A 23670-nucleotide genomic window follows, 5' to 3' on the forward strand; every position below is an offset into this window, starting at 1 on the left:
AAAAGCCCGAATGCTACTGCGCCCGCGGCCTCACCGCAACGCGGCAAGCGGCCGCTGCATATTCGGCCAGTACTTCTCGACGCGAATCGCCGGCGCTCCCAAAGAGGCCATCAAGCGCATCGTCCAGGCGTTGGTGCCAGCAAAGTTCGAGGCCAGCCGAGATGTGCGGGTAGACCCGGCCGCATTCACCGAACTGCTCGACCTGGCCGAGCGTATCGGGGGCCTCTTGCTGCCGGACGCCCTGGGCTGAAGCGGGTGCAGTAACAAAAGGTTACCAAGCACTGGCATTGTGCGATTAGCGAGTCAGTTAAGCCGACCTACACTCCTCGGATCATGCGCCCGAGAACCCGCCGATGACCGCCTCTCCCCTGTTGACCGCTGTCCTCCCCCTGGCCTTGGGCATCATCATGCTCGGCCTTGGGCTGTCGCTGACCTTGGCAGACTTCGCCCGCGTGGTGAAGTACCCCAAGCCCGTGGTGGTTGGCCTGACGTGCCAGATTCTGCTGCTGCCACTGGTCTGTTTCCTGATCGCTAACGGCTTTGGCCTCGAGTCGGCGCTGGCAGTGGGCTTGATGTTGTTGGCCGCGTCCCCGGGTGGGACCACGGCCAACCTGTTCAGTCACCTCGCTCATGGCGATGTCGCGCTGAACATCACATTGACAGCAGTGAACTCGCTGATCGCCATTCTGACCATGCCGCTGCTAGTGAACCTGTCGTTGGCCTGGTTCATGGCTTCTGAGCAAGCCATCCCGCTGCAGTTCGCCAAGGTCTTGCAGGTATTCGCGATCGTGCTGCTACCGGTCGGCCTCGGCATGTTGATTCGCCACTGGGCACCGCGCTTTGCCACTCGCATGGAAAGACCGATGAAGCTGATCGCTGCGTTGTTCCTGGCCTTCACCATCGTCCTGGCACTGGCCAAGGATTGGCAGACCGTCGTGGAGTATGCCCCCGTCGTCGGCCTGGCGGCCTTACTGTTCAACTTGCTGAGCCTGGCTGTCGGTTATTGGGTGCCTCGGCTGTTGAACATTCCCAAGCGCCAGGCTATCGCCATCGGCATGGAAATCGGTATTCACAATGGAACACTGGCCATTGCGCTGGCGCTAAGCCCGTCACTGCTCAACAACGCGACCATGGCCGTACCGGCAGCGCTCTACAGCTTGCTGATGTTCTTCACCGCAGCAGGCTTCGGTTGGTGGGTCAGCCGCGGGCATGGTGCGGCGGCACCTGCGCCCAAGGGCGAAACGGCCAATTGATTCACGGCCGTTTACGGCGCTGCTGCAACTGCCTTTTCAGTTTGCTCAGGGGTGGTGCGTAGAAGAAACCGAACGAAACGCAGCCTTCGCGCCCCTTGATCGCATGGTGCAGGCGGTGCGCGCGGTGCAAACGCTTCAGGTAACGATTGACCGGTTGCGGTTTACGGGGCCAGTGCCGGTGGAAGAAACCATCGTGGGCCAGCACGTACAGCAATCCGTAACCGCCCACGCCACCGCCCACCCACTGCAGCGGCGCGTAGCCTGACTTGCCCAACGCCACCAGCGTGGCAGCGATCAATCCCAAGGCCAGCAGGTACAGGTCGTTGGTTTCAAGCATGCCCAGGTGCGGTTCATGGTGCGAGCGATGCAGCCACCAGCCCCAGCCATGCATGATGTACTTGTGAGCCAGCGTACCGACGCCCTCCATGGCCACCAGGGTGCCGAACAGCACGGCAAGATTGAACAGCATGTCAAGGTCCGGGCGATGGAAAACGGATGGCCAAGGGTACCGGCTGCCACCGTTTTTTTCCACGAAACTGTCAGGTTTACGCGTTGTTTGTAGCCGTTTTCCTGATGAAGCCATTGTCATGTTTTTAGCCTTGACCGCCCTGGTGTCGCGGCGTATGGTCCGCGTCGCACTTTTGCATTCCTGAACAGGAGTCCTGCATTGGACAGTAGCCCCAGTCGTTTGCGACAGGCCCACCCGGCGAGCTAGTCCGGCAGATTCCTGCCACTGTCTCGCCATTGGCAAGGCAGTGGAATGCTCCTTCTTCAAGGCCAATTCCTCCCTCTTGTACCACCACCGGTGGTCCTGCGCATTTCTGGTTTTTCAACCGCGCCGTATGGTGGCGCTCGCATGGGCATTTGCCCATCGAAGAGGTTTGCTATGGATTGGAAAGTCTTTCTGCTGCGCGTCAGCACTGCCCTTCTGCTCGGTGCACTGATCGGCGCCGAGCGTCAACTACGTCAACGCATGACCGGCCTGCGCACCAATGCGCTGGTCAGTACCGGCGCCTGTTTGTTCGTGCTGATGACCCAGGCGGTACCCGGCATGGCCCCCAACGATGCCTCGCGTATCGCGGCCTATGTGGTCTCGGGCATTGGATTCCTGGGGGGCGGCGTCATCATGCGTGATGGTTTCAACGTGCGTGGCCTCAATACCGCCGCCACCCTTTGGTGTACTGCCGCTATCGGTGTGCTGTGCAGCCTGGGCCTGCTGCTGGAGGCAAGCTTGGGCAGCCTGGTGGTGTTGTGCGCGAACATTTTGCTGCGTGATATCGCCCAGCGCCTGGATCAGCAACAGGTCGTGCCTGCCAGTGAAGTCGAACAGCATTTCGAAGTGCGCATCGTTTGCCGAGCCGAGGACGAAATCCAGGTACGCAGCCTGATGCTGCATAGCCTTGCTGACCCTGGCCTGCGCTTGCAGTCGCTGCACAGCGAAGACCTGGCCGACCCGAAGCGCCTGGAGGTTCGCGCCGAACTGCTGGGTAACCCGCAAGCGGCTGGGCAGCTTGAGCGCCTGGTCAGTCGGGTCAGCCTGGAAAAGGGCGTCAGTGCCGTGCGCTGGCAAATACAGCCGCAGGCACTGGCGGCTGACTGAACCGGTCAAGGCGCGTCAAGCGCCTGGGCGCTTACTGTGGGGCTGCGCCCTGCCCTTGAGCTGTAGCTGGCACGCCTCGAGCGCTTGATCGCGCTGCTTAAGCTCATCGTTCAGTCGCTGTAGTTCCCGTACCTGGTCAGCGCAAGTACCGCGCTTGGCTTCCAGCTGCTGAGTCTGGCTTTGCAGCTGACGCCGCATTTCATCGCTCGCCCCCTGCGCTTGCGCCAGGATCGTCCGCAGCCCCTGGATCTGGGCGTCGCGCTGCTCCAGCACGCTGTCCAGAACCTCGCGTTCACGGGTTGACTGTCGCTGCTCGGCGAGCATGCGCTCATTGTCCCGGTGCAGCCGGGTCAGTTCGTCTTGCTTGAACATCAAGCCTTGCTGCAACTGGCGCACTTGCGCCTGCAGCTGTTTCAGCTGCGCTTCATGGCGGCGCTGCTCTTGCTCTAGCGCATCGCGGGCGTGACGATGCTTTTCCTCCAATGAAAGAATCTGTTCGTCCTTGTCGGCGAGGCGCACCTTCAATTCGCCAAGCGACTGGCTGAGGCTTGCGTTGCGCAGCTGTTCGGTCTGCAGGGTACGTTGCGTGGTGCCGAGCGTTTCCGACGCCGCCTCCAATGCCTGGGTTTGAACCTGCAGCTGTTGATGGGTCGCAGCCAATGCCTGCTGGGCGAGCTGAAAACGGGCTTCAAGTTGCTCACGCTGCTGGCTGAATGCAACTTCGGCCGCCTCGATGCGCAGGTCGGCCTCCTGCTGCAATTGCCTGGCTAGTTGCTCCACCAAACGTCCCAGTGGCTCGCTTAGCGCCGCCGTGCCCTTTGGTGTGGCCGGCTGAAGGCTCTCTAGCTCCTTGAGATAACGATGGATGGTGGTCTTGGACCCGGTATTCCCGAGCTCGATACGTACCGCATCGATACTGGGATGTTCGCCACGGGCTAGCAACGCTTGCCGTGCCTGTTGCACCACCTCTTTATTTATTCCGACCCGGGCCATCGCCGCTCCTGATATTTCGTACCATAGTATGTACTATGTATTTACGTACGAATTTTCCCTTTGTTCCAAGGCAATTTCAAGGTTTCCCTCGCAAGCCCGCCGGGTCGATTCTCGCTGCACGATCTAGCCTTTTCGCTTGAATGCCTCGCGCCGGGCTGCCCGCTCGTGGGCGAACTCCTCACTCACGTGGGCTTCGAGATCATCACGCGTCACCGGCGCGCCGCAGTGCGGACAAATGCTCGCAAGGCCCACGTCATGCCCGCATGCCCTGTGCACCATACGTACCGCCACCGCCTCCCCCTCGCCTTTGCACCAGCGCTCTCCCCAGGCACGCAAGGCATAGATCACCGGGTAGAACGCCTGGCCCTTGGCGGTCAGGTGGTAGCCGTGTCGCCGGGGCTTGTCACTGTATGGACGGCGTTCGACCAGACCGTCGGCCTCCAGCGCCTTGAGCCGGGTAGTCAGCATTTGCGGGGTTGCCTGGGTCTGGATCTGGATATCCTCGAAGCGCGTCGCGCCCATGTACAGCTCCCGCAATACCAAGAGCGTCCATTTGTCGCCTACCTGCTCCACTGATCGGCTCACTGGGCATAGCGTGGATGAGGCATCGGCTGGCCGTTGTGTCACAACGTTTCTCTCCATAGTCACTTTGATTTTCAAAGTAACACGGCAACCAGCCTTTGGCCCACCTAAAGAAACGGCTAGAACCACCGAAACCATTGACACTATGATTTTCATAGCTGATATTCGGCACACCTATCCCGGAGCCTCCCCCATGACCGACACCGCCTACCCCCTGTCACGCACCGGCCTATTGCTGGTCGATCCTTACAACGACTTCCTTTCCGAAGGCGGCAAGCTGTTCCCGCTACTCAAGGACGTCGCCGAGCACGTGCACCTGCTCGACAACCTGCGCAGCACCGTTGCCAGCGCGCGCGCCAACGGCGTGCAGGTGTTCTATGTGCCCCACCGCCGCTGGCAGCCCGGCGACTACGATAACTGGAGCCATCCGAACCCGACCCAGCGCCTGGTGCAGCAGCGCAAAACCTTCGCCAAGGGCACCTGGGGCGGCGAATGGCACCCGGACTTCATCCCCCAAACAGGCGATATCATTGTCCATGAGCATTGGGGCCAGAGCGGCTTCGCCAACACCGATCTGGACTTCCAGCTCAAGCAGCAAGGCATCACTCACGTGATCGTGGTCGGGTTGCTCGCCAACACCTGTATCGAATCGACGGCACGCTTCGCCATGGAACTGGGTTACCACGTCACATTGGTGCGTGATGCCACCGCCGCCTTCACGCCGGAAATGATGCACGCCGCCCACACGCTCAATGGCCCGACCTTCGCTCACAGCATCGCCACCACCGCCGAACTGGCGCAGTCGCTGGCCGAACGTTGAGTACATGCCCGTGAGTGAACCTTCCGGCCGCTTGGTGGCGGTGATGGCGGCAAGCTGCGCGCTGGCCGTGTCCGCGCTCTACTACCACCAGCCCCTGCTGGCACAGATGGCAGCAAGCTTCGGGCTGACGGCGACACACGCCAGCGCCATCGCCACGCTGACGCAACTCGGCTACGCCCTGGGCCTGTTATTGATCGTGCCGCTGGCCGACGCGCGTCAACCGCGCCAGCTCGCCTCGGTGGCGATCATCGCCAACCTGGTGGCCTTGCTTGCCTGTGCCTGGGCCCCCAGCTTCGCCATGTTGTGTGCGGCGAGCTTCGCCGTGGGCATGACCGCGATCAGCGCGCAGTTGATCATTCCCACCGTCGCCGGCGCGGCATCGGCGGCAAGCCGCGCACGGGTGGTCGGCAGCTTGCTGGGTGGGCTGTCCAGTGGCCTGCTGCTGGCGCGCACGGTGGGTGGCCTGCTCGGCGCCAAGGCGGGCTGGCAGGCGGTGTTCTTGATGGCGGCAGTGGCCGACCTGGGCTTGCTATGGATCGTCGCCCGCCAGCTACCGCTCAACCCGAGCCTGGGTTCGATTGGCTACACACATCTGCTGCGTTCTCTGGCCACGCTGCTGCGCGAAGAGCCAGTGCTGCGCCTGTGCGCGGCCAGCGGGTTCCTGATGTTCGCCGCGTTCAGCGCGCTGTGGGCATCGCTGGCCTCGCTACTGAGCCAGCAGCCCTACAGCTTCGGCCCAGCCACCGTTGGCCTGCTGAGCCTGGTGGCGCTGCTCGGTATATTCGCTTCGCCACACATCGGCGCGCTGGCGGACCGCATCGGCACGCAGCGTACGGTGATGACAGGCGTGTCAGCGCTGGTCATCGGGTTCAGTCTGGTCGCCTTTGCCGACCACAGCCTGACCGCGCTGCTGGCCGGAATGGCACTGCTCGACCTGGGCAATCGTGCGGGTTTGGTGGCCAACCAGGCGCGGGTCTATGCGTTGCGCGCTGAAGCGCGCAGCCGGCTGAACACGGTGTTCATGAGCACCTACTTCCTCGGCGGGGCGACCGGTGCGGCGCTAGGCAGCTACGGTGCGCACCAGGCCGGATGGGCGGGCCTGGCGGCGGTGGGTGGCGCGCTGGCCGTGGCGGCCGGGCTGCTCGGAGCACTCGCGCCTGGGGCTGAAGGGCAGCGACGCTAGCACGCACGTCGATGGCGTGCAGCTCAGGGCTGCCCCCTTCGCATCATCGGTCCCATCCCTGCATCGACCACGAAAGTCGCGGGCGCCAAGCCTATCAGCTGAGCTGCGCCTTCAGCCAGGCGGCAAGCGCTTGTGCCTCTGGGCGGCGCTCCTGGCCGTGTCGCACGCATACCGACAAAGCGTCCTGCAGCACGACGGTCTCGGCGAATGGCGCAACCAGTTCCCCCCGCGCGAGCATCCCCTCTGCGGTGCGTCGCCAGCCCATGGCCAGCCCGTGTCCGGCAACAGCGGCCTGGAGCATCAACGAGTAGTTATCGAAGCTCAACGACTTGCCGCCGCTTGGCAACTCAAGGCCATGGGCCGCCATCCAGGTGTCCCATTCCAATTCGTATTGCGGCACTGTCTGGTGCAGCAGCAGGGTGCAGCGCTGCACCTGGTCAAGCGTCAGCGCATCGCTGCCCATGCGCGCCAGATAGCTGGGGCTGCAGACAGGGAACACTTCATCGCTGGCGCTGAACAGCAGCGGATGCGCCCCTCGGTCCCGACAGCTGCTCTGCATCGCCACGTCGAAATAGCCCTCGTACTCGGCCAATGGCCGCAGCAACGTCGCGACCTTGAGTTCGATCTCCGGGAATTGTTGGTGAAAGCTCGATAGTCGAGGCATCAGCCAGTGGAATGCTTCGCACATCTGACACAGCAGCACCACTTGGTTGGTTCCGGCAACGCCGCGCAGCCGGTCGGCCTCGTTGGCAAGCCCAGCCAATGCATTACCCAGGATATAGGCAAGACTGCGCCCCGACTCGGTCAGGTACACGCCGCGGTTACGCCGCTCGAACAGCGCGACACCAAGGTCTGCCTCAAGCGCGCGAATCTGCCGGCTGACCGCTGCCTGGGTGATATGCAGCTCCTGGGCCGCACGCGATACGCTGCCGAGCCGGGCGGTTGCCTCGAACGGCAGCAGCGAGGCCAGTGGGGGGAGTGACTTGCCGAGCCTATTCATGACTTCAGGTTAACCCTCTGGACCGAAAGATCATTTGTAGCACAGCCTGCGCGCCCGCAGCATGGGCACAGCCCACCACCGCCCCCGGCCAGGAGCCAACATGCTCGCCTCCCCCTCATCCAGCGCCCGGGGCGTGGTCTTTGCCGTCATCGCCACGCTGTTCTGGGCCAGCAACTTCATCACCCCCTACGTCACGGGTGAATATGGGATTCTCGACGTGTTGCTGGTGCGTTACCTGTTCACTGGTGCTCTGGGCCTGATTGGCCTGCTGCTGTATCGCGAGCGGCTGCGCCAGTTGGGGCCCCGGCAATGGCTGACCGGCATGGCCCTGGGCGTCATCGGCTATCTGGTCTACAGCGCCAGCATCGCGGGGAGCGTGATCTTCGGCGGCCCGACCCTGATCGCCGCCTTCATCGGCTGCGTGCCGGTGCTCCAGGCGCTGCTGGGCAATGTGCACGCGCAACGGGTGGCATGGACACGTCTGGCGCTGCCGATCGGGCTGCTGGGCATCGGCCTTTCGCTGATCAACCTGGACCTGTTCACCAGCCCCTACGCCCCTGCTGACGGTGTGCTCGCCGGGATATTCGCTGGCTTGGCGATCCTCGCCTGGCTGTCGTTCAGCGTCATCAACCAAAACGCGGTCGTCGATCTCGCGCCGCGGGCTACCGCAGCTTGGACTTGCCTGATGATGGTTGGCGCAGGCCTGGTCGCAGCCCTTCTCGCGCCCCTTGCCAGTGCCTACGACCTGCTGCGCTGGCAGGGGGCTCAATGGAGCACCGAGGGCGCGCTGCACCTGTATGGCTGGGCAGCGCTGATCGGCGTGTCCTCGTCGCTGGTCGGCGCCGCAGCCTGGAACATCGCCACCCGCCATCTGCCCATGGTGCTGTCTGGCCAGTTGATCGCCCTGGAGTCGGTGTTCGCCAGCCTGATGGGGTTGGCGTTCGTCGGCCGTGCACCAAGCGCTTTGGAAACAGCGGGCCTGCTATTGGTGCTCGCTGGCACCGCGCGCGCCATCCACATCATTCTCGCCCCTGCCCACTCGGGCGTGGCGCCTACCCACCGCAAAGGAGTCTCAACGAAATGAACGCGATCGCGGATTACCGCACCTTCCCGCTCATCAGCCCCTTGGCCAGTGCCGCATCCTTCGCCAGCGGGGTCTCGGTAACCTGGGCCGACGGCCGGGTCAGCCCGTTCCACAATCTTTGGTTGCGCGACAACTGCCCTTGCGGTGATTGTGTCTACGAGGTCACCCGCGAACAGGTGTTTCTGGTGGCCGACGTACCGGAAGACATCCAGGTGCAAGCCGTCACCATCGGCGACGATGGCCGGCTGGTCGTGCAATGGGACGACGGCCATGCCAGCGCCTATCACCCCGGCTGGTTGCGCGCCCATGCCTACGATGCCCAGAGCCTGGCCGAGCGCGAGGCGGCCAGGCCGCACAAGCACCGCTGGATGCAAGGTCTGTCGTTGCCTGTCTACGATCATGGGGCGGTGATGCAGGATGACGACACGCTGCTCGAATGGCTGCTGGCGGTGCGCGACGTGGGCCTGACGCAGTTGCACGGTGTTCCCACCGAGCCCGGCGCGCTGATTCCCTTGGCCAAGCGCATCTCGTTCATTCGCGAGAGCAACTTCGGCGTATTGTTCGACGTGCGCTCCAAGGCCGATGCGGACAGCAATGCCTACACGGCTTTCAACCTGCCCCTGCACACCGACCTGCCGACCCGTGAATTGCAACCGGGTTTACAGTTCCTGCATTGCCTGGTCAATGACGCCACCGGAGGAAACAGCACCTTCGTCGATGGCTTCGCGATCGCCGAGGCGCTGCGCATCGAGGCCCCGGCCGCCTACCGGCTACTCTGCGAAACGCCGGTGGAGTTTCGCAACAAGGACCGTCACAGCGACTACCGCTGCACCGCCCCCGTGATCGCGCTGGACAGCAGCGGCGAAGTGCGCGAGATCCGCCTGGCGAACTTCTTGCGCGCCCCCTTCCAGATGGATGCCAAGCGAATGCCGGACTACTACCTCGCCTACCGACGCTTCATCCAGATGACCCGGGAGCCACGTTTTTGCTTTACCCGCCGGCTGGAAGCGGGGCAACTGTGGTGCTTCGACAACCGACGCGTGCTGCATGCCCGAGATGCCTTCGATCCGGCAAGCGGTGACCGGCATTTCCAGGGGTGCTATGTGGATCGGGATGAATTGTTGTCACGCATCCTGGTGTTGCAACGGTAGGACCGCCGCGGGGGCTCGATAGGCGCCCCCGGCCATTACCGCCACTTTCTTTTCTGGCCCATAACGAGGGGCAACCCAGGCGCGGTATGCATCATTCGATACACGACGTCACAAATGATGTAACTCACGGCCCATTTATCAGTTGGCCGTGAGTTCTTAAAGTTTCTCCATCCGCTGCTCATTACCCACAGCACATTGGATAGAGGAACTGACCATGCCATTTATCAGCGTTCGTATCACCCGTGATGGCGTTACCCGGGAGCAAAAGGCTCAGGTAATAAAAGAAATCACTGAAACCATGGAGCGCGTTCTCCATAAAGACCCGCTGTTAACGCATATCGTGATAGAAGAAGTCGACACTGATAACTGGGGTTACTCAGGTATTACAACCACTGAATACAGGCGGCAGTTGTCGGAATCGAAGTCATGAAACGGACAGTAGAAATCGATTTCGTTTCCGATGTCGTCTGTCCGTGGTGCGCACTCGGTTCGGCGGCATTGAATCAAGCCATCGCCAACGTAGCCGACGAGATAAACGTTCAGTTGACCTACAAACCGTTCGAGCTCAATCCCGAGATGCCTGCCGAGGGAGAACATGCCCTCGAACACATGGTTCGCAAATACGGTAGAACCGCGGAGCAGGTGGCGGCGCGCAACCAGTTGATGATCGAACGAGGACGAGAAATCGGCGTTGAGTTCAACCTTGAAAAGCGAACTCATTTTTTCAACACGCACGATGCTCATCGCCTGCTGTACTGGGCGGCCAGCAAAGGGCTTCAAACTGAGTTGCACCAGGCCTTGATCGAGGCGTACTTCGTCAACGGACAAAACCCCAGCAGCCACGCAACCTTGACGACCTTGGCCCAAAACGTCGGACTGAATGCCAAGGATGCGCTGCAAATCCTGGAGCGCGGGCAATACACGCACGAAGTTCGCCAAGTTGAAAGTTTCTACAGGGAACGCGGCATCAGTGCGGTGCCTGCAATGATCCTGAATCAACAGCACGTCGTTGCCGGCTCGCAATCTGTCGAGTTTTACGAGCAGGCCATAAGACAGTCGGCACGCATCACGTCGCCCACCTAAAGAACGTTAATCGATAACGGAGGAATTATCATGAGCAACTCTAAAAAAGTGATCATTGTAACTGGCGCATCTCAGGGCATCGGTGCGGGGGTGGTCAAAGGGTTCCGAGCCCTGGGTCACAACGTTGTCGCCACCTCGCGGTCCATTCAGCCATCGACGGATCCGGATATCCTGACCGTTGCAGGCGATATCGCGGACCCGGCCACTGCGCAGCGAGTGGTTAGTGAGGCCGTGGCCCGCTTTGGGCGCATCGATACACTGGTCAACAATGCAGGGATTTTCGTCGCCAAGCCCTTTACCCACTACACCCAAGAAGACTATGCGCATGTCGTCGCAACAAACATGAGCGGCTTCTTCTATATCTCGCAACTTGCCATCGCGCAAATGGAAAAGCAGGGTAGCGGGCATGTAGTCAGCGTCACCACCAGCTTGGTTGATCATGCTATCGACGGCGTTCCGTCGGTAATGGCGTCGCTTACCAAAGGTGGTATCAACGCTGCGACCAAATCGATCGCCATTGAGTACGCCAAGCGAGGCATCCGCGCCAATGCCGTGTCGCCTGGCATCATCAAAACCCCGATGCACGGCGCTGAAACGCACGAAGCCCTGGGTCAACTCCATCCCGTCGGCCACATGGGTGAGATCGATGACATCGTTCAAGCGATTCTTTACCTGGACAGCGCAGCATTTGTGACCGGCGAGATTCTGCACGTCGACGGCGGTCAGAGCGCAGGTCATTGATCGAGCCAGTGCTCATCATCGGGATGTCCCGGTGATGAGCAACTTGACGGTGCCTACTGGCGGCCGTGCCTTGGAATGAGACGCCAACATCTTGCAGGGGGAGCGCGGCAAGTGCCGTCGTCAGTCCCGACGCTCGAAAATTGCCCCTTCCACACCCAGCACCTCGCCGTTGCTCGAATAGATACCGACCCCGGTCTCCCACACCCGCTTGACCTGCCCATCGGCACAGCGAATGCGATAGTCGAGTTGATACGGCTCGCGCTTGAGCAGCGCGCATTGCACGCAGTACCAGATGTAGTCGGAATACTCGTCGAGAATCAGTGTGCCATAGCTGCGTTGCGGGCTGCTGGTCAAGTATTCGGCGGGGTATCCGGTCAGGCTCAAGCAGCCAGCGCTGACATAGTCCATGAACCAGGTACGGTCGTTGTCCCCACGATAGATCAGCCCGGGCAACTCATCGAGTAAGCCGACCATGGACGGAATCGGTGCATCGAAAGGCGCAGGCGCACCCTCACTGGGCGGCGAAAGGTCGTCCGCCAGGCGCCACGACGCCCCGCTGCGGTGAATGCGGGTAGCCAGCTCCAAGCGAGAGTTGAGGCGAAATTTGCGCAGCAGGTTACGCACGTAGATCTTGACCGTGCCGTCGCTGATGCCCAGCTCGCGGGCGATCTGCTTGTTGCTCAGCCCCGATGTCAGCAATGCCAGGGTCTGGCCCTCGCGCTCGGTCAGCACATCCCATACGGGAGCCTGGGGTAAGACGGTCGGTAACACGCTGGCGTGATGCATCCCTCTGTTCCTCCGCGGCACTCGATGGCTTGGCGCGCATTCGAACAGCAACTTTTATGCCTTGCGCGCACGACTACCCCTTTGTGCATACCTCCCCTAGCGGATTGAACGTTGATTCCCGAAGAGAAAATATCTTCCCCAACAGGAAACAACGACCCGTGCGAGGACAGCATGAGCAGTGCCGCCACCGATCACCCTTTCAGCGTGCCGCGCTACCCCTGCGGTGACCCTAACCAGGCCGCGACCACTTACCTGCTGGTGAGCCAGGCGCCAGGGCGCGACGAGTCAGCCGCCGTGGCCAGCGAACTCGGCGATGCCCAGGCAGGCCACCTGGCTCTGCCTGACTACGCCGACATGGCTGCACTTCAACGCGCCTTGGCCCAACGGCTGGCATCGGCCCAGGTTGGCTTGCACCTAGAGTTGCGCGGCGACCAGGCGTTCGTCTGGCCACTGCATGCCCAAGCGCGCGCTGCCGGCCTGCAAGAGGACGAGATAACCATCAGCAGCAGCGCGCAAGGCAGTCGTCTGGTGTTCTGCGTGCACTGCACGCACTGCCAGCCCACCGGCGCAACACCTCACCTGACCTGCTCCCATTGCGGTGTCGTGCTGGAAGTTCGCCGCCACTTTTCCCAACGCCTGGGCGCTTATCTCGGCGTCTGCGCCGATGCCGACCAGCCGTATAAGGAGGTGCACCCATGAGCGGTTTGATCGAAGTACGGGTCGCCGCCATCCGGCCCCTCACGCCAGTGATCCGCGAGTACCGCCTCGAAGCAGTCAGGGAACCGCTGCCCGGCTTCTCGGCAGGCAGCCATGTGCAGCTGCATCTCCCTAACGGTCGGCGCAACGCCTACTCGTTGCTTGGCGACCCGGCCAGGCATGACCATTACCGCATTGCGGTGCGGCACCAGACCAACTCCCGGGGTGGCTCGCTCTACATACATCAGCAACTGCAGATTGGCGACCGGTTGCGCATCAGCGCGCCAGCCAACTTGTTCGCGCTGCACCGGGAAGCCCGCCAGCATGTGTTGATCGCAGCCGGTATCGGTATCACGCCATTTCTGGCCTACAGCCACGAACTGCTCCGCAACGGCAGTGAGTTCGAACTGCACTATGCCTACCGCTGCGCAAGCAGTGATGCCTACCTGGACGAGCTTCGCCGATGGCTGGGGCCGCGCCTGCACGAGTACCCGAGCGGCGCGCGCCGCCTGGACATCGCCGCAATCCTGCAAGGCCGTCCACTGGGTACGCACATTTATGCCTGTGGCCCGCAATCACTGCTCGCCGACCTGCAGGCACACAGCCGCAAGCAAGGCTGGAGCCCCCGTCGGGTGCACAGGGAAGCCTTCGCCGCTGCCGAGCCAGGCCAGCCGTTCAGTGTCGAGTTGCTGCGCAGTGGCCGACAGCTGCAGGTCGCTGCCCACCAGAGCCTGCTCGAAGCCCTCGAAGAAGCAGGGTTGGAAGTCCCAAATCTTTGCCGCGGTGGCGTCTGCGGGCAGTGCCAGACGTCCTGGCTCAGGGGCGATGTCGAGCACCGCGACCTGTTCCTGAGCGCAGAAGACCGCACCCGCCATCTGATGCCGTGCGTCTCGCGCGGTTGCGGCAGCCCGATCCTGCTTGACCTCTGAACCGGAGACGCTCCCATGACCCTTACCTTCAAGCCTCTGGAAACCTACCGGGACGACTTCAGCTTCCGCAACAGCCCGGCGGCCATCGCCCGTTTTCCCTTCCCGTTTGCGCAAGACCAGTACATGTACTCGGTAAACCTGGAGCCGGCCGTGTCCCGCGACCCGGGCTCGGTGTTCGAACACTGTTTCGACATCGATGAGCACTACCTATCGGAGATCGCCGAGCGCGCCCGGGTACTGGAGCAGGATCCGCAGCGCTGCCTGGTCATGCCGCACATGGCCCAGGCTGCCTGGGACACCCTGGAAATGCTCATGGAGCATCTGGCCCGGGACTATCCCGAGGTGTTCCGTCTGAGCCGTGACGGCGCCGCCTGGCACTGGCAGAACTTCGCGCTGAACATCGACCAGCATTTCACCTACGGCGATGCCAGCACGCTGCCATGCGAGCCGCTGGAGTACGTCACCCGCCAGATGCAAGGCGACTTCGCCGTGCTCGATCAGCGTGACAGCGACCTTTACATGGATGCCGGCATGGTCACCTGCCCGGCGGACTGGTCATTGCGCTTCGACGCTGGCATGAGCTTCAAGCAATGGCACTCGCCGGTGCCCATGGCGCACCAGATGGGTGTGTTCGATCGTGCGTTGAGGTACCTGCTCAACCTCCAGGTCGGCCACCCGGTGCGCCGCCTGAACTGGACGCTGACCATCAACCCGCGCCTTGACACCTCGCCTGAGACCTTCCACCAGTGGGGAAGCGACCGCGGCAAGGTCACCGTCGAGAACGTCGGACGCCTGGTACACCTGCGCGTCGAGCTGCAGACCATGAGTCGCCTGCCACGCTCGCACGCCCTGCTGTTCGGCATCCGTACCTACCTGATCAGCTTCGACGAATTGGTCAGCAATCCGGCCTGGGCGCAGCGTCTGCACCGGGTAATGCGCGACCTGCCCGACCCGATCGCCGACTACAAAGGCATCACCCGCTACCGCCAGCCCCTGGTCCAATGGCTGCGCCGCTTCGATGCCACTGCCTGAATCACTTGCCTGAACAACCACAACGAGAGGAACTGCCCATGGCTAACTCATGGCGCATCAGTGCATTGCGCGAACGTCACCTGGCGCTCGGTTCGAACCTGGAAGACTGGAACGGCATGGGCACCGCCTGGACCTACGCCAGCGACCTGGCCGACCACCACGAAGCGATCCGCACCCAAGCAGGACTGATGGACGTGTCGGGCCTGAAAAAGGTGCATTACGTCGGCCCTCACGCCGAAAGCCTGCTGGACTACGCCACGACCCGCGATGTCAGCAAGCTGTATCCGGGCAAGTCGGTATACGCCTGCATGCTCGACGACGATGGCATGTTCATCGACGATTGCATCATCTACCGCACCGGCCCCAATGCCTTCATGGTGGTGCATGGCGCCGGTAGCGGCCACGAGATGCTGATCCGCTCGGCCCAGGGGCGTCAGGTCGCGGTATTGTTCGACGACGACCTGCATGACCTGTCGCTGCAAGGCCCGCGCGCGGTGGACTTTCTCGCCGAGCATGTACCAGGCATACGCGAGCTTCCCTACTTCCACCACCTGCAGACCCACCTGTTCGGCCGTCCGGTGATGATCTCGCGTACGGGCTACACCGGCGAACGTGGCTACGAAATCTTCTGCAAGGCCGCTGACGCTCCCATGCTTTGGGACGGCATTCTTGAGCAGGGCAAGGCCCACGGCATCATCCCTTGCGCGTTCACTGCACTGGACTGGCTGCGGGTGGAGAGCTACCTGCTGTTCTTCCCCTATGACAACTCGCAGATGTACCCCTTCGCCGATCAGAAAGCCGGCGACACCCTGTGGGAGCTGGGCCTGGACTTCACCGTTTCTCCCGGTAAGCAAGCGTTTCGCGGTGCAGGCGAGCACCTGCGGCTCAAGGGCAAGGAGCGCTTTCGGATCTTTGGCGTGCTGCTCGAAGGCGCCGTCGCTGCCGAGGCCGGCGACACGCTGTGGCATCAGGGCCGCCAGGTCGGCGTGATCACCTGCGCGATGTATTCGCGCCTGACCGATCGCTCGATGGCCATCGCCCGCGTCGCCCCCCCTATCGCCGAGCAAGGCGTGCCGCTGCAGGTACGCGGCAGCCTGCAGGTGAACGCCATCACCCACACGCTGCCATTCGACGACCCGGAAAAGAAAAAACGCACCGCCAAAGGCTGACCTGTACGGGGACCCCACATGAGCCACTACCTACTGAAGATCAGCTGCCCCGCCACTTCCGGCATCGTCGCAGCGGTCACCACCTACCTCGCCGGTCGCGCGTGTTACCTGAGCGAACTGGCCCAGTTCGACGACGAAGTCACTGGACGTTTCTTCATGCGCGCGGTGTTTCGTTTCAACGACGGTGTGAAGGCCGACATCGAGGCGCTGCGCCAAGGCTTCGAAGATGTTGCCGTGCCTTTTGCCATGGACTGGGAGCTGTTCGAGGGCGACCGCCCCATGCGGGTGCTGCTGATGGTCAGCAAGTATGACCACTGCCTGGCCGATCTGCTTTATCGGCATCAGAAAGGCGAGATGGACATGCAGGTGACCGCCATCGTATCCAATCACCTCGACCTGCGACCAATGGCCGAGCGCGAAGGCATTCGCTTCATCTACCTGCCGGTGACGCGCGACACCAAGGCCCAGCAAGAGGCCGCGCTGCTCAAGCTGGTCGAGGAGACGGGTACCGAACTGGTGGTACTCGCCCGCTACATGCAGATTCTTTCCGACGACCTGTGCAAGCAGCTGTCGGGCCGGGCGATCAACATTCATCATTCGTTCCTGCCGGGCTTCAAGGGAGCCAAACCTTATCACCAGGCCTACGAACGGGGTGTGAAGCTGATTGGCGCCACCGCCCACTACGTCACCAGCGACCTGGACGAAGGGCCGATCATCGAGCAGGAAGTACAGCGTGTCGATCATGCCTACCTGCCAGAGGACCTGGTGGCGATCGGAAGGGACACCGAGACCGTCGCCTTGTCCAAGGCGCTGAAGTACCACCTTGAACACCGCGTGCTGCTCAACGGTGACAAGACGGTGATTTTCCGATGAGCGCCGTGACACTGATCGACGGCAAAGCAGCGGCCGCGCGGGTAATCGCCGAAGTCACAGATGAGGTCAAGGTGTTCAAGGCCAACGGCATCGCCCCCGCGCTGGCCGTGGTGATGGTCGGTGAAGATCCGGCCAGCCAGGTCTATGTGCGCAATAAAGTGCGGCGCGCCGAGGAATGTGGCATCCGCTCGCTGGAGTTCGAGTTGCCCTCGCAGTGCCAGGCTGGCCGCTTGCTGGCCTTGATCGACACGCTGAATGCCGATGCCAGTGTACACGGCATCCTGGTCCAGCTGCCTTTGCCCGCGCACATCGACGAACACCTCGTACTGCAGGCCATCGCCCCCGTCAAAGACGTCGACGGTTTCCACGCCGCGAATGTCGGAGGCCTCACCCAGGGGCGCGAAGTGCTGACGCCCTGCACGCCTGCCGGTTGCCTGCGCCTGCTGCAAGACACCTGCGGCGATTTGAGCGGAAAGCACGCCGTGGTGATCGGCCGTTCCAACATCGTCGGCAAACCCATGGCCGCCCTGCTGCTCAAGGCGCACTGCACGGTAACCGTGGTGCACTCCCGAAGCACCCACCTGCCTGAGCTGTGCCGCCTGGCGGACATCGTCGTTGCCGCTGTCGGTCGCCCTCGCCTGGTGAAGGGCGACTGGCTCAAGGATGGCGCGGTAGTGATCGACGTCGGCATAAACCGACTCGACGAAGGCGGGCGCGCTCGCCTGGTCGGTGATGTCGACTTCGACTCCGCCTGCACCCGCGCCGCCGCCATCACGCCAGTCCCCGGCGGCGTCGGTCCCATGACCATCGCTTTGCTGATGAAGAACACCCTGGCCGCGGCACGTCTGCAGCATTCAAGCGTCGACCGGTCCCAACCTGCAATGGAGATTCCAGCATGACACAACGCGTCGCCATCATCGGCGCCGGCCCTTGCGGCCTCGCCCAGTTGCGTGCCTTCCAGTCGGCCCAGGATAAAGGGGCCGCTATCGCTGAACTGGTCTGTTTCGAGAAGCAGTCGGACTGGGGCGGCATGTGGAACTACACCTGGCGCACCGGGCTGGACCAGCACGGCGAGCCGGTGCACGGGAGCATGTACCGCTACCTGTGGTCCAACGGGCCGAAGGAGTGCCTGGAGTTCGCCGACTACAGTTTCGATGAACACTTTGGCCGCCCCATGGGCTCCTACCCACCCCGCGAAGTACTGTGGGACTACATCAAGGGCCGGGTCGAGAAAGCGGGTGTCCGTGGCTACATCCGCTTCGACACCACCGTGCGCAATGTGACCTGGGACCCTTCCACCGGCACCTTCGAAGTCACCGCCCACAGCTACCAGGACGACCGGACCTACAGCGAGACCTTCGACTACGTGGTGGTCGCCAGTGGTCACTTCTCCACCCCCAACGTGCCCTACTTCGAAGGTTTCGAACGCTTCGCCGGACGGGTACTGCATGCCCACGATTTTCGCGACGCGCTGGAGTTCAAGGGCAAGGACGTTCTTATCGTCGGTGGCAGCTATTCGGCTGAAGACATCGGCTCGCAGTGTTTCAAGTACGGTGCGCGCACCATCACCAGTTGCTACCGCAGTGCGCCGATGGGCTACAAGTGGCCGGACAACTGGGAGGAGAAACCGCTGCTCACCCACGTCGACGGCCACATGGCGTTCTTTCGCGACGGCAGCAGCAAGCCTGTCGATGCGATCATCCTGTGCACCGGCTACAAGCATCACTTCCCCTTCCTTGCCGAAGACCTGCGTCTCAAGACCGCCAACCGCCTGTGGCCGCTGAACCTGTACAAGGGTGTGTTCTGGGAGCAGAACCCTAGGCTGATCTACCTGGGCATGCAGGACCAGTGGTACAGCTTCAACATGTTCGACGCCCAGGCCTGGTATGTGCGCGATGTCATTCTCGAACGCATCGCGCTGCCTGCACAAGCGGTCATGCACGCCGAAAACCTCGCCTGGCGCGCGCAAGAGGAGCGCCTGGAAACCGCACAGCAAATGTTCGAATTCCAGGGCGAGTACATACGCCAGCTGATCGAAGCCACCGACTACCCGAGCTTTGATATCGCCGAGGTCAACCGTACTTTCCTGGCGTGGAAGCACGACAAGTACGAAGACATCATGGGTTACCGCGACAAGTGCCATCGCTCGCTCATCACCGGAACCCTCGCCACCCCGCACCACACACCCTGGCTGCAGGCACTGGACGATTCGCTGGCGGCCTACCTGACCGACACCACGTTCGACCCGTTGAAAACGGCAAGCTGACCTCCCCGGATCTGCCCGGGCGCTCACCCACCGGGCAGGCCCTATCCATTGCCCTGAGTGGAGTCTCGCCATGAACCCTCCTTTGATTTCCAGGCCACGAGAACCGGCCCTGTTTGCCCGTGCGCCCAGCCTCGAACGCCACACCGTCGCCCCCGGTGGACTGACGGTAGTGGCGTTGGAGCCGGGTGACCGGCTCGACGTGATCGACCTCGAGGGCGACCAGCGCGCCGAGTTGCTGGCCTTCGCCGGCGACGGTCGTGCGGCGCTGTCGGCCCTAGGCTTGAGCGCCAGCCTGGATGCCAGATTCATCTCCCAGTTGCTCCACGATGGCAGCCGCGGCGCCGCCCATGTCAGCATGGGTCTGGCGCGGCGTGGCATCGACTACCGCCACCTGCCCTGCGCGGCATCGCTGTGGGAACGCGAAACACCTGCCGGCTTTGGTCGCAGCCTTCGCACCAGCGAAGCGCTGCTGGTGATCGTCGCCGCGCCGGGTGCACCGGCAGCGGTCGACAGCCAGTTACGCGCGAGCGAACTGCGCCTGCTGATTCACCGCGCCAACCCCCGCGCGCTTCTCACGCCCCCGCTACCGCCGCCTTTGGGCGAGGTGGTGGACGAGTTCACCATCGCCCCCGGCAATGCGATGGCGTATCGCGTGGCCCGAGGCCAATACATCCAGGTCCTGGATGTGGCCGGGCGCCAGTGCTCTGACTTCGTAGCCTTCGACCGGAGGGGGCTGGACGAAGGGCGCGAAATAGACCTCGACCCCACCGTTACCCGCACCTTGAACGGCAGTGCCTATCCCGGCCCAGGCCTGTTCAGCCGTTTCTACGACCGCAACCTGCAACCGATGCTGGAGGTGGTCCGCGACACCGTTGGCCGCCACGACACCTTCGCCCTCGCCTGCACGTCACGCTACTACGAAGCCCACGGCTATTTCGGCCATGCCAACTGCAGTGACAATATCAGCCGCGCCCTGGCCGGGTTTGGCGTGCAACAGCGTGGTGGCTGGCCTGCGATCAACTTTTTCTTCAACACCGGGGTCGATGCTCACCAGCAACTGACCCTCGACGAACCCTGGTCGCGGCCCGGCGACTATGTACTGTTGCGCGCCATGACCGACCTGGTGTGCGCCAGCTCATCCTGCCCCGACGATATCGACCCGGCCAACGGCTGGCAGCCCACCGATATCCATCTACGCGTGTATAGCGACAAGGAGCGTTTCAGTATCGCCATGGCCAACCGCAAGGCGCCCGACGCCGACCCCGTATTGACCCGCGAAAGCGGATTCCATCCCTGCACTGCGACACTGACCCGCCAGTTCAGCGACTACCGAGGTGTCTGGACACCCACGCATTACGATGGCTACGGTGCCATCGAGGAATACCATGGCTGCCGCGACCGGGTGGCGGTGATGGACCTTTCGGCGCTGCGCAAGTTCGAGGTGCTCGGTCCGGACGCCGAATCCCTGCTGGACCATTGCCTGACCCGCGACGTGCGCAAGCTGGCGGTCGGTCAAGTGGTGTACTCAGCGATGTGCTACGCGCACGGCGGTATGCTCGACGACGGCACCCTGCTGCGCCTGGGCAAGGATGCGTTCCGCTGGATTGGCGGCGAGGACCAGGCCGGCACCTGGTTGCGCGAGCAAGCGCGGAAGCTCGGCATGAAGGTGTGGATCAAGAGCGCTTCGGAGCAGATCCATAACGTCGCGGTGCAAGGACCGCTGTCGCGCGAGCTGCTCAAGGACATGATCTGGACGCCCGGAACTCAACCGAAGCTGGAGGAGCTCGGCTGGTTCCGCTTTCTGACCGGACGGCTCGACGACTACAACGGCCCGCCACTGATGGTGTCGCGTACCGGCTATACCGGCGAGCTGGGTTACGAGGTCTGGTGCCATCCGAGCGACGCACCGCGCGTCTGGCAGCGCCTGTGGCAACTGGGTGAACCGCTGGGATTGGTACCGTTGGGCCTGCATGCCCTGGACATGCTACGCATCGAAGCCGGGCTTATCTTCGCCGGCTACGAGTTCAGCGACCAGACTGATCCCTTCGAGGCGGGCATCGGCTTTTGCGTACCGTTGAAGACCAAGCAGGCTGACTTCATCGGTCGGGACGCCTTGCTGCGCCGCGCAGCCAACCCACAACAGCGTCTGGTGGGCTTGGAGCTGGACGGCAACGAGGTGGCAGCCCATGGCGATTGCGTTTATGACGGCCGTGCACAGGTGGGCATCATCACCAGTGCCACACGCTCGCCGGTGCTGAGCAAGAACATCGCTTTGTGTCGACTGGACGTTGCCTATGGCGAGCCGGGTACCGAGCTGGAAGTCGGCAAGTTGGACGGCCAGCAGAAGCGTATTCGCGCGATCGTGGCGTCCAGCACCGTCGCGTATGACCCACAGAAGACGCGCGTGCGCGCCTGATTCGAGAGGTTTGGGGCTGCTGCGCAGCCCCGCATCAACGCTCAGACCGCATCGTCCCCCATCTCTGCGGTCCTTATCCGGATAACCCCCTCCAGATCCTGGATGAAGACCTTGCCGTCCCCGATCTTGCCGGTGCGCGCCGCCTTCAGAATCGCTTCGACGGCCAGCTGGCAAACGCCATCCCTCACCACGATTTCAAGCTTGACCTTGGGCAACAACTCCACCAGGTACTCGGCACCTCGGTATACCTCGGTATGCCCTTTCTGCCGCCCATAACCCTTCACTTCGGTGACCGTGACGCCACTCACCCCTACCTCGGTGAGGGCCTCGCGCACAGCGTCCAGGCGGAAGGGCTTGATGATCGCGGTAATCAGTTTCATCGGCGCAGCCCTCAGTTGGAATATTTGTAGCCCACTTCACCGTGGGCAGAGAGGTCAAGCCCGTCCACTTCGGACTCTTCATCCACCCGCAATCCACCGCACAGCGCACCGGCAACCTTGTACGCGATCAAGCTGGTAATGCCCGAGAACGCCACGCTGAACAGGATCGCACCGGCATTGACCAACACTTGGTCGAGCAACCCACGGCCGTCGGCGAAGCCCTGTCCACCGATGGCCGTCAGTGCGAACACCGGGGTCAGCAGCCCACCCAGGATGCCAGCGACGCCGTGCACGCCGAACACGTCGAAGGCATCGTCCAGGCCAATCATCGGCTTGAGTTTCTCCACCGACCAGACACACACGGGACCTGCGATCAGCCCAAGCAGAATGGCGCCCATGGGGCCGACATAACCGCAAGCCGGGGTAATCGCCACCAGCCCGGCGATGGCGCCGGACAGCGCACCGAACATGCTCGGCCGGCCACGGTGCTGCCACTCGACCAACATCCAGCCCAGCGCCCCGGCGCAACTGGCGAGCATGGTGTTGACCATCACCAACATGGCAAAGCCATTGGCGGCCAGGGCGCAACCGCCGCAGAAGCCCAACCAGCCCACCCACAGCAGCGAGCCACCGGTGAGGGTCATGGTCATGTTGTGCGGTGCCAGCGAGGGCGTTCCAAAACCACGGCGGCGCCCCAGCAACCAGGCCCCTACCAACGCGGCGATGCCGACGTTCAGGTGCACCACGTTACCCCCGGCGAAGTCCTGTACGCCGAGGTTGAACACCCAACCACCGCCCCAGGCCATATGCGCCATGGGGATGTAGTTGATGGTCAGCCACACCACCATGAACACCATCACCGCGGCGAACTTCATGCGTTCGGCCAGGCCGCCGACGATGATCGCCGGGGTAATGGCGGCAAACAGCAGCATGAACAGGAAGTACAGGTATTCCGGAATGGTGCCAACCACCGAATCCTTGGTGATGCCCACCATGAACAGCTTGTCCAGGCCGCCGAGCACCGACTGCAAGGCACCGCCGTCGGTAAAGGTCAGGCTGTAACCGTAGAGCGCGAACAGCACGGACATCAGTGCCGCGGTGCAGAACACCTGCATCAGGATCGACAGCACGTTCTTGGTACGCGCCATGCCACCGTAGAACAGCGCCAGACCTGGCAGGGTCATCAGCAGCACCACCAGCGAACACACCGCGACGAAGGCAGTGTCACCGCTGTCGATGGCTGGCGGGGCCTCGCTGGTAAGGGCGGTGGCACTTGCGAACAAAAGGGAAAAACCCAACGTACCGCGGCACACATGGGAAAACCGGATCATGCCTTCTGCCTCCAACCGACGGGAAAATATCCAACCCGCTGTCGGGTAACCGGGCTGGATTCGAACCGCAGGAAAGCTCGGTAAGAACGGCGACCAAACTTCCTGTGGTTCAATTTAGTTTCCCAGCAGGCAAAGCAATTGACCTGCCAATCCTGCGTATCGTCTACGAAATTGCGCTAACTGCTTGAATTGGAATCTATTTGCTTGGCGGGGTTTGTAACCGTGGGATACGTGAACTTGTCAAAGCGCCTGTTGTTGGTGCGCATTCAATTGCTCCGGCCCCGAGAGTGACCGTCATTGAT

General features: G+C 62.5%; 25 protein-coding genes. 18 read left to right on the forward strand and 7 right to left on the reverse strand.

Annotation, left to right across the window (positions count from 1 at the left end; translation table 11 throughout):
- Positions 1-10: 10 nt before the first annotated feature.
- Entirely contained in the window at positions 11-250 is a 240-nt protein-coding gene (locus tag H620_RS27345; protein WP_027906957.1) for a hypothetical protein, read from the forward strand.
- 103 nt (positions 251-353) lie between these two features.
- The gene (locus H620_RS0106165; protein WP_023380565.1) at positions 354-1253 is read left to right on the forward strand and encodes a bile acid:sodium symporter family protein; all 900 of its coding nucleotides are present in this window, start codon (positions 354-356) and stop codon (positions 1251-1253) included.
- A gap of 1 nt (position 1254) precedes the next feature.
- Here the strand turns inward: H620_RS0106165 and H620_RS0106170 are convergent, their stop codons facing one another.
- Positions 1255-1722, reverse strand: coding sequence for a sterol desaturase family protein (locus tag H620_RS0106170; RefSeq protein WP_023380564.1), 468 nt, complete (start codon positions 1720-1722; stop codon positions 1255-1257).
- Positions 1723-2139: 417 nt separating this feature from the next.
- On the opposite strand from H620_RS0106170, the gene H620_RS0106175 reads away from it, so the two are divergent.
- Positions 2140-2853: an MgtC/SapB family protein gene (locus H620_RS0106175; RefSeq protein ID WP_023380563.1), complete on the forward strand. Its 714-nt coding sequence runs from the start codon at positions 2140-2142 to the stop codon at positions 2851-2853.
- A gap of 15 nt (positions 2854-2868) precedes the next feature.
- On the opposite strand, the gene H620_RS0106180 is transcribed toward H620_RS0106175, so the two are convergent.
- Complete coding sequence (locus H620_RS0106180) at positions 2869-3846, reverse strand: DNA-binding protein (protein WP_027906958.1); 978 nt, start codon at positions 3844-3846, stop codon at positions 2869-2871.
- A gap of 123 nt (positions 3847-3969) precedes the next feature.
- Positions 3970-4488, reverse strand: a complete 519-nt coding sequence (locus tag H620_RS0106185; RefSeq protein ID WP_041925494.1) for a winged helix-turn-helix transcriptional regulator — start codon at positions 4486-4488, stop codon at positions 3970-3972.
- Between the two features lie 133 nt (positions 4489-4621).
- Here H620_RS0106185 and H620_RS0106190 point away from each other — a divergent pair, with 133 nt between their 5' ends.
- Complete coding sequence (locus tag H620_RS0106190) at positions 4622-5248, forward strand: cysteine hydrolase family protein (RefSeq protein WP_023380560.1); 627 nt, start codon at positions 4622-4624, stop codon at positions 5246-5248.
- A 4-nt stretch (positions 5249-5252) separates the two neighbouring features.
- The gene (locus H620_RS25565) at positions 5253-6431 is read left to right on the forward strand and encodes an MFS transporter (RefSeq protein WP_049818717.1); all 1179 of its coding nucleotides are present in this window, start codon (positions 5253-5255) and stop codon (positions 6429-6431) included.
- Between the two features lie 94 nt (positions 6432-6525).
- Here the strand turns inward: H620_RS25565 and H620_RS0106200 are convergent, their stop codons facing one another.
- Complete coding sequence (locus tag H620_RS0106200; protein WP_023380558.1) at positions 6526-7431, reverse strand: LysR substrate-binding domain-containing protein; 906 nt, start codon at positions 7429-7431, stop codon at positions 6526-6528.
- A gap of 100 nt (positions 7432-7531) precedes the next feature.
- Between H620_RS0106200 and H620_RS25570 the strand changes: the two genes are divergently transcribed.
- From H620_RS25570 to H620_RS0106225, 5 genes are all read left to right on the forward strand, one after another.
- Positions 7532-8515 carry a DMT family transporter gene (locus H620_RS25570; protein ID WP_023380557.1) on the forward strand — a complete coding sequence of 328 codons (984 nt, stop codon included), beginning with the start codon at positions 7532-7534 and terminating at the stop codon, positions 8513-8515.
- Entirely contained in the window at positions 8512-9666 is a 1155-nt protein-coding gene (locus tag H620_RS0106210) for a gamma-butyrobetaine dioxygenase (RefSeq protein ID WP_027906960.1), read from the forward strand. Before H620_RS25570 ends, H620_RS0106210 begins: the two co-directional genes overlap by 4 nt.
- Positions 9667-9880: 214 nt before the next feature.
- Complete coding sequence (locus H620_RS0106215; protein WP_023380555.1) at positions 9881-10096, forward strand: tautomerase family protein; 216 nt, start codon at positions 9881-9883, stop codon at positions 10094-10096.
- Positions 10093-10749 (forward strand): DsbA family oxidoreductase, encoded by a 657-nt coding sequence (locus H620_RS0106220; protein WP_023380554.1) that lies wholly within the window; start codon positions 10093-10095, stop codon positions 10747-10749. The genes H620_RS0106215 and H620_RS0106220 overlap by 4 nt, the downstream gene beginning before the upstream one ends.
- A 30-nt stretch (positions 10750-10779) precedes the next feature.
- Complete coding sequence (locus H620_RS0106225; RefSeq protein ID WP_023380553.1) at positions 10780-11490, forward strand: SDR family NAD(P)-dependent oxidoreductase; 711 nt, start codon at positions 10780-10782, stop codon at positions 11488-11490.
- Between the two features lie 120 nt (positions 11491-11610).
- Here the strand turns inward: H620_RS0106225 and H620_RS0106230 are convergent, their stop codons facing one another.
- Positions 11611-12276, reverse strand: coding sequence for a LuxR C-terminal-related transcriptional regulator (locus H620_RS0106230; protein ID WP_027906961.1), 666 nt, complete (start codon positions 12274-12276; stop codon positions 11611-11613).
- 171 nt (positions 12277-12447) lie between these two features.
- Here H620_RS0106230 and H620_RS0106235 point away from each other — a divergent pair, with 171 nt between their 5' ends.
- The 8 genes from H620_RS0106235 (at position 12448) to H620_RS0106270 (ending at position 21657) form a co-directional block, all read left to right on the forward strand.
- Entirely contained in the window at positions 12448-12975 is a 528-nt protein-coding gene (locus H620_RS0106235; protein ID WP_027906962.1) for a dimethylamine monooxygenase subunit DmmA family protein, read from the forward strand.
- On the forward strand, positions 12972-13901 hold the full coding sequence (locus tag H620_RS0106240; protein WP_027906963.1) for a PDR/VanB family oxidoreductase: 930 nt from the start codon (positions 12972-12974) through the stop codon (positions 13899-13901). Before H620_RS0106235 ends, H620_RS0106240 begins: the two co-directional genes overlap by 4 nt.
- 15 nt (positions 13902-13916) lie before the next feature.
- On the forward strand, positions 13917-14933 hold the full coding sequence (locus H620_RS0106245) for a heme-dependent oxidative N-demethylase family protein (RefSeq protein ID WP_027906964.1): 1017 nt from the start codon (positions 13917-13919) through the stop codon (positions 14931-14933).
- A 38-nt stretch (positions 14934-14971) separates the two neighbouring features.
- The gene (locus H620_RS0106250) at positions 14972-16102 is read left to right on the forward strand and encodes an aminomethyl transferase family protein (RefSeq protein WP_027906965.1); all 1131 of its coding nucleotides are present in this window, start codon (positions 14972-14974) and stop codon (positions 16100-16102) included.
- An 18-nt stretch (positions 16103-16120) separates the two neighbouring features.
- A complete protein-coding gene (purU, locus tag H620_RS0106255) occupies positions 16121-16975 on the forward strand; it encodes a formyltetrahydrofolate deformylase (protein ID WP_023380547.1) in 855 nt (284 codons plus the stop codon).
- The gene (gene folD, locus H620_RS0106260) at positions 16972-17874 is read left to right on the forward strand and encodes a bifunctional methylenetetrahydrofolate dehydrogenase/methenyltetrahydrofolate cyclohydrolase FolD (RefSeq protein WP_027906966.1); all 903 of its coding nucleotides are present in this window, start codon (positions 16972-16974) and stop codon (positions 17872-17874) included. The genes purU and folD overlap by 4 nt, the downstream gene beginning before the upstream one ends.
- Positions 17871-19241 carry an NAD(P)-binding domain-containing protein gene (locus H620_RS0106265; protein ID WP_023380545.1) on the forward strand — a complete coding sequence of 457 codons (1371 nt, stop codon included), beginning with the start codon at positions 17871-17873 and terminating at the stop codon, positions 19239-19241. The genes folD and H620_RS0106265 overlap by 4 nt, the downstream gene beginning before the upstream one ends.
- Positions 19242-19311: 70 nt before the next feature.
- Positions 19312-21657, forward strand: a complete 2346-nt coding sequence (locus H620_RS0106270) for a trimethylamine N-oxide demethylase (RefSeq protein WP_027906967.1) — start codon at positions 19312-19314, stop codon at positions 21655-21657.
- A 41-nt stretch (positions 21658-21698) separates the two neighbouring features.
- Here H620_RS0106270 and H620_RS0106275 read toward each other — a convergent pair whose 3' ends face one another.
- Positions 21699-22037 carry a P-II family nitrogen regulator gene (locus H620_RS0106275; RefSeq protein WP_027906968.1) on the reverse strand — a complete coding sequence of 113 codons (339 nt, stop codon included), beginning with the start codon at positions 22035-22037 and terminating at the stop codon, positions 21699-21701.
- An 11-nt stretch (positions 22038-22048) separates the two neighbouring features.
- Complete coding sequence (locus H620_RS0106280) at positions 22049-23368, reverse strand: ammonium transporter (protein WP_027906969.1); 1320 nt, start codon at positions 23366-23368, stop codon at positions 22049-22051.
- Between the last annotated feature and the right edge of the window lie 302 nt (positions 23369-23670).

The organism is Pseudomonas taiwanensis DSM 21245, assembly GCF_000425785.1.
Lineage (GTDB): Bacteria > Pseudomonadota > Gammaproteobacteria > Pseudomonadales > Pseudomonadaceae > Aquipseudomonas > Aquipseudomonas taiwanensis.

What these genes read in the sequence shown, in the direction of transcription:
- H620_RS0106180 (WP_027906958.1), bottom strand. Translation starts at nt 3,846, where the DNA reads ATGGCCCGGGTCGGAATAAATAAAGAGGTGGTGCAACAGGCACGGCAA.
- H620_RS0106280 (WP_027906969.1), bottom strand. Translation starts at nt 23,368, where the DNA reads ATGATCCGGTTTTCCCATGTGTGCCGCGGTACGTTGGGTTTTTCCCTT.
- H620_RS0106245 (WP_027906964.1), top strand. Translation starts at nt 13,917, where the DNA reads ATGACCCTTACCTTCAAGCCTCTGGAAACCTACCGGGACGACTTCAGC.
- purU (WP_023380547.1), top strand. Translation starts at nt 16,121, where the DNA reads ATGAGCCACTACCTACTGAAGATCAGCTGCCCCGCCACTTCCGGCATC.
- H620_RS0106200 (WP_023380558.1), bottom strand. Translation starts at nt 7,431, where the DNA reads ATGAATAGGCTCGGCAAGTCACTCCCCCCACTGGCCTCGCTGCTGCCG.
- folD (WP_027906966.1), top strand. Translation starts at nt 16,972, where the DNA reads ATGAGCGCCGTGACACTGATCGACGGCAAAGCAGCGGCCGCGCGGGTA.
- H620_RS27345 (WP_027906957.1), top strand. Translation starts at nt 11, where the DNA reads ATGCTACTGCGCCCGCGGCCTCACCGCAACGCGGCAAGCGGCCGCTGC.
- H620_RS0106250 (WP_027906965.1), top strand. Translation starts at nt 14,972, where the DNA reads ATGGCTAACTCATGGCGCATCAGTGCATTGCGCGAACGTCACCTGGCG.
- H620_RS25565 (WP_049818717.1), top strand. Translation starts at nt 5,253, where the DNA reads ATGCCCGTGAGTGAACCTTCCGGCCGCTTGGTGGCGGTGATGGCGGCA.
- H620_RS0106175 (WP_023380563.1), top strand. Translation starts at nt 2,140, where the DNA reads ATGGATTGGAAAGTCTTTCTGCTGCGCGTCAGCACTGCCCTTCTGCTC.
- H620_RS0106170 (WP_023380564.1), bottom strand. Translation starts at nt 1,722, where the DNA reads ATGCTGTTCAATCTTGCCGTGCTGTTCGGCACCCTGGTGGCCATGGAG.
- H620_RS0106190 (WP_023380560.1), top strand. Translation starts at nt 4,622, where the DNA reads ATGACCGACACCGCCTACCCCCTGTCACGCACCGGCCTATTGCTGGTC.
- H620_RS0106240 (WP_027906963.1), top strand. Translation starts at nt 12,972, where the DNA reads ATGAGCGGTTTGATCGAAGTACGGGTCGCCGCCATCCGGCCCCTCACG.
- H620_RS25570 (WP_023380557.1), top strand. Translation starts at nt 7,532, where the DNA reads ATGCTCGCCTCCCCCTCATCCAGCGCCCGGGGCGTGGTCTTTGCCGTC.
- H620_RS0106230 (WP_027906961.1), bottom strand. Translation starts at nt 12,276, where the DNA reads ATGCATCACGCCAGCGTGTTACCGACCGTCTTACCCCAGGCTCCCGTA.
- H620_RS0106220 (WP_023380554.1), top strand. Translation starts at nt 10,093, where the DNA reads ATGAAACGGACAGTAGAAATCGATTTCGTTTCCGATGTCGTCTGTCCG.
- H620_RS0106165 (WP_023380565.1), top strand. Translation starts at nt 354, where the DNA reads ATGACCGCCTCTCCCCTGTTGACCGCTGTCCTCCCCCTGGCCTTGGGC.
- H620_RS0106265 (WP_023380545.1), top strand. Translation starts at nt 17,871, where the DNA reads ATGACACAACGCGTCGCCATCATCGGCGCCGGCCCTTGCGGCCTCGCC.
- H620_RS0106270 (WP_027906967.1), top strand. Translation starts at nt 19,312, where the DNA reads ATGAACCCTCCTTTGATTTCCAGGCCACGAGAACCGGCCCTGTTTGCC.
- H620_RS0106225 (WP_023380553.1), top strand. Translation starts at nt 10,780, where the DNA reads ATGAGCAACTCTAAAAAAGTGATCATTGTAACTGGCGCATCTCAGGGC.
- H620_RS0106235 (WP_027906962.1), top strand. Translation starts at nt 12,448, where the DNA reads ATGAGCAGTGCCGCCACCGATCACCCTTTCAGCGTGCCGCGCTACCCC.
- H620_RS0106210 (WP_027906960.1), top strand. Translation starts at nt 8,512, where the DNA reads ATGAACGCGATCGCGGATTACCGCACCTTCCCGCTCATCAGCCCCTTG.
- H620_RS0106275 (WP_027906968.1), bottom strand. Translation starts at nt 22,037, where the DNA reads ATGAAACTGATTACCGCGATCATCAAGCCCTTCCGCCTGGACGCTGTG.
- H620_RS0106185 (WP_041925494.1), bottom strand. Translation starts at nt 4,488, where the DNA reads ATGGAGAGAAACGTTGTGACACAACGGCCAGCCGATGCCTCATCCACG.
- H620_RS0106215 (WP_023380555.1), top strand. Translation starts at nt 9,881, where the DNA reads ATGCCATTTATCAGCGTTCGTATCACCCGTGATGGCGTTACCCGGGAG.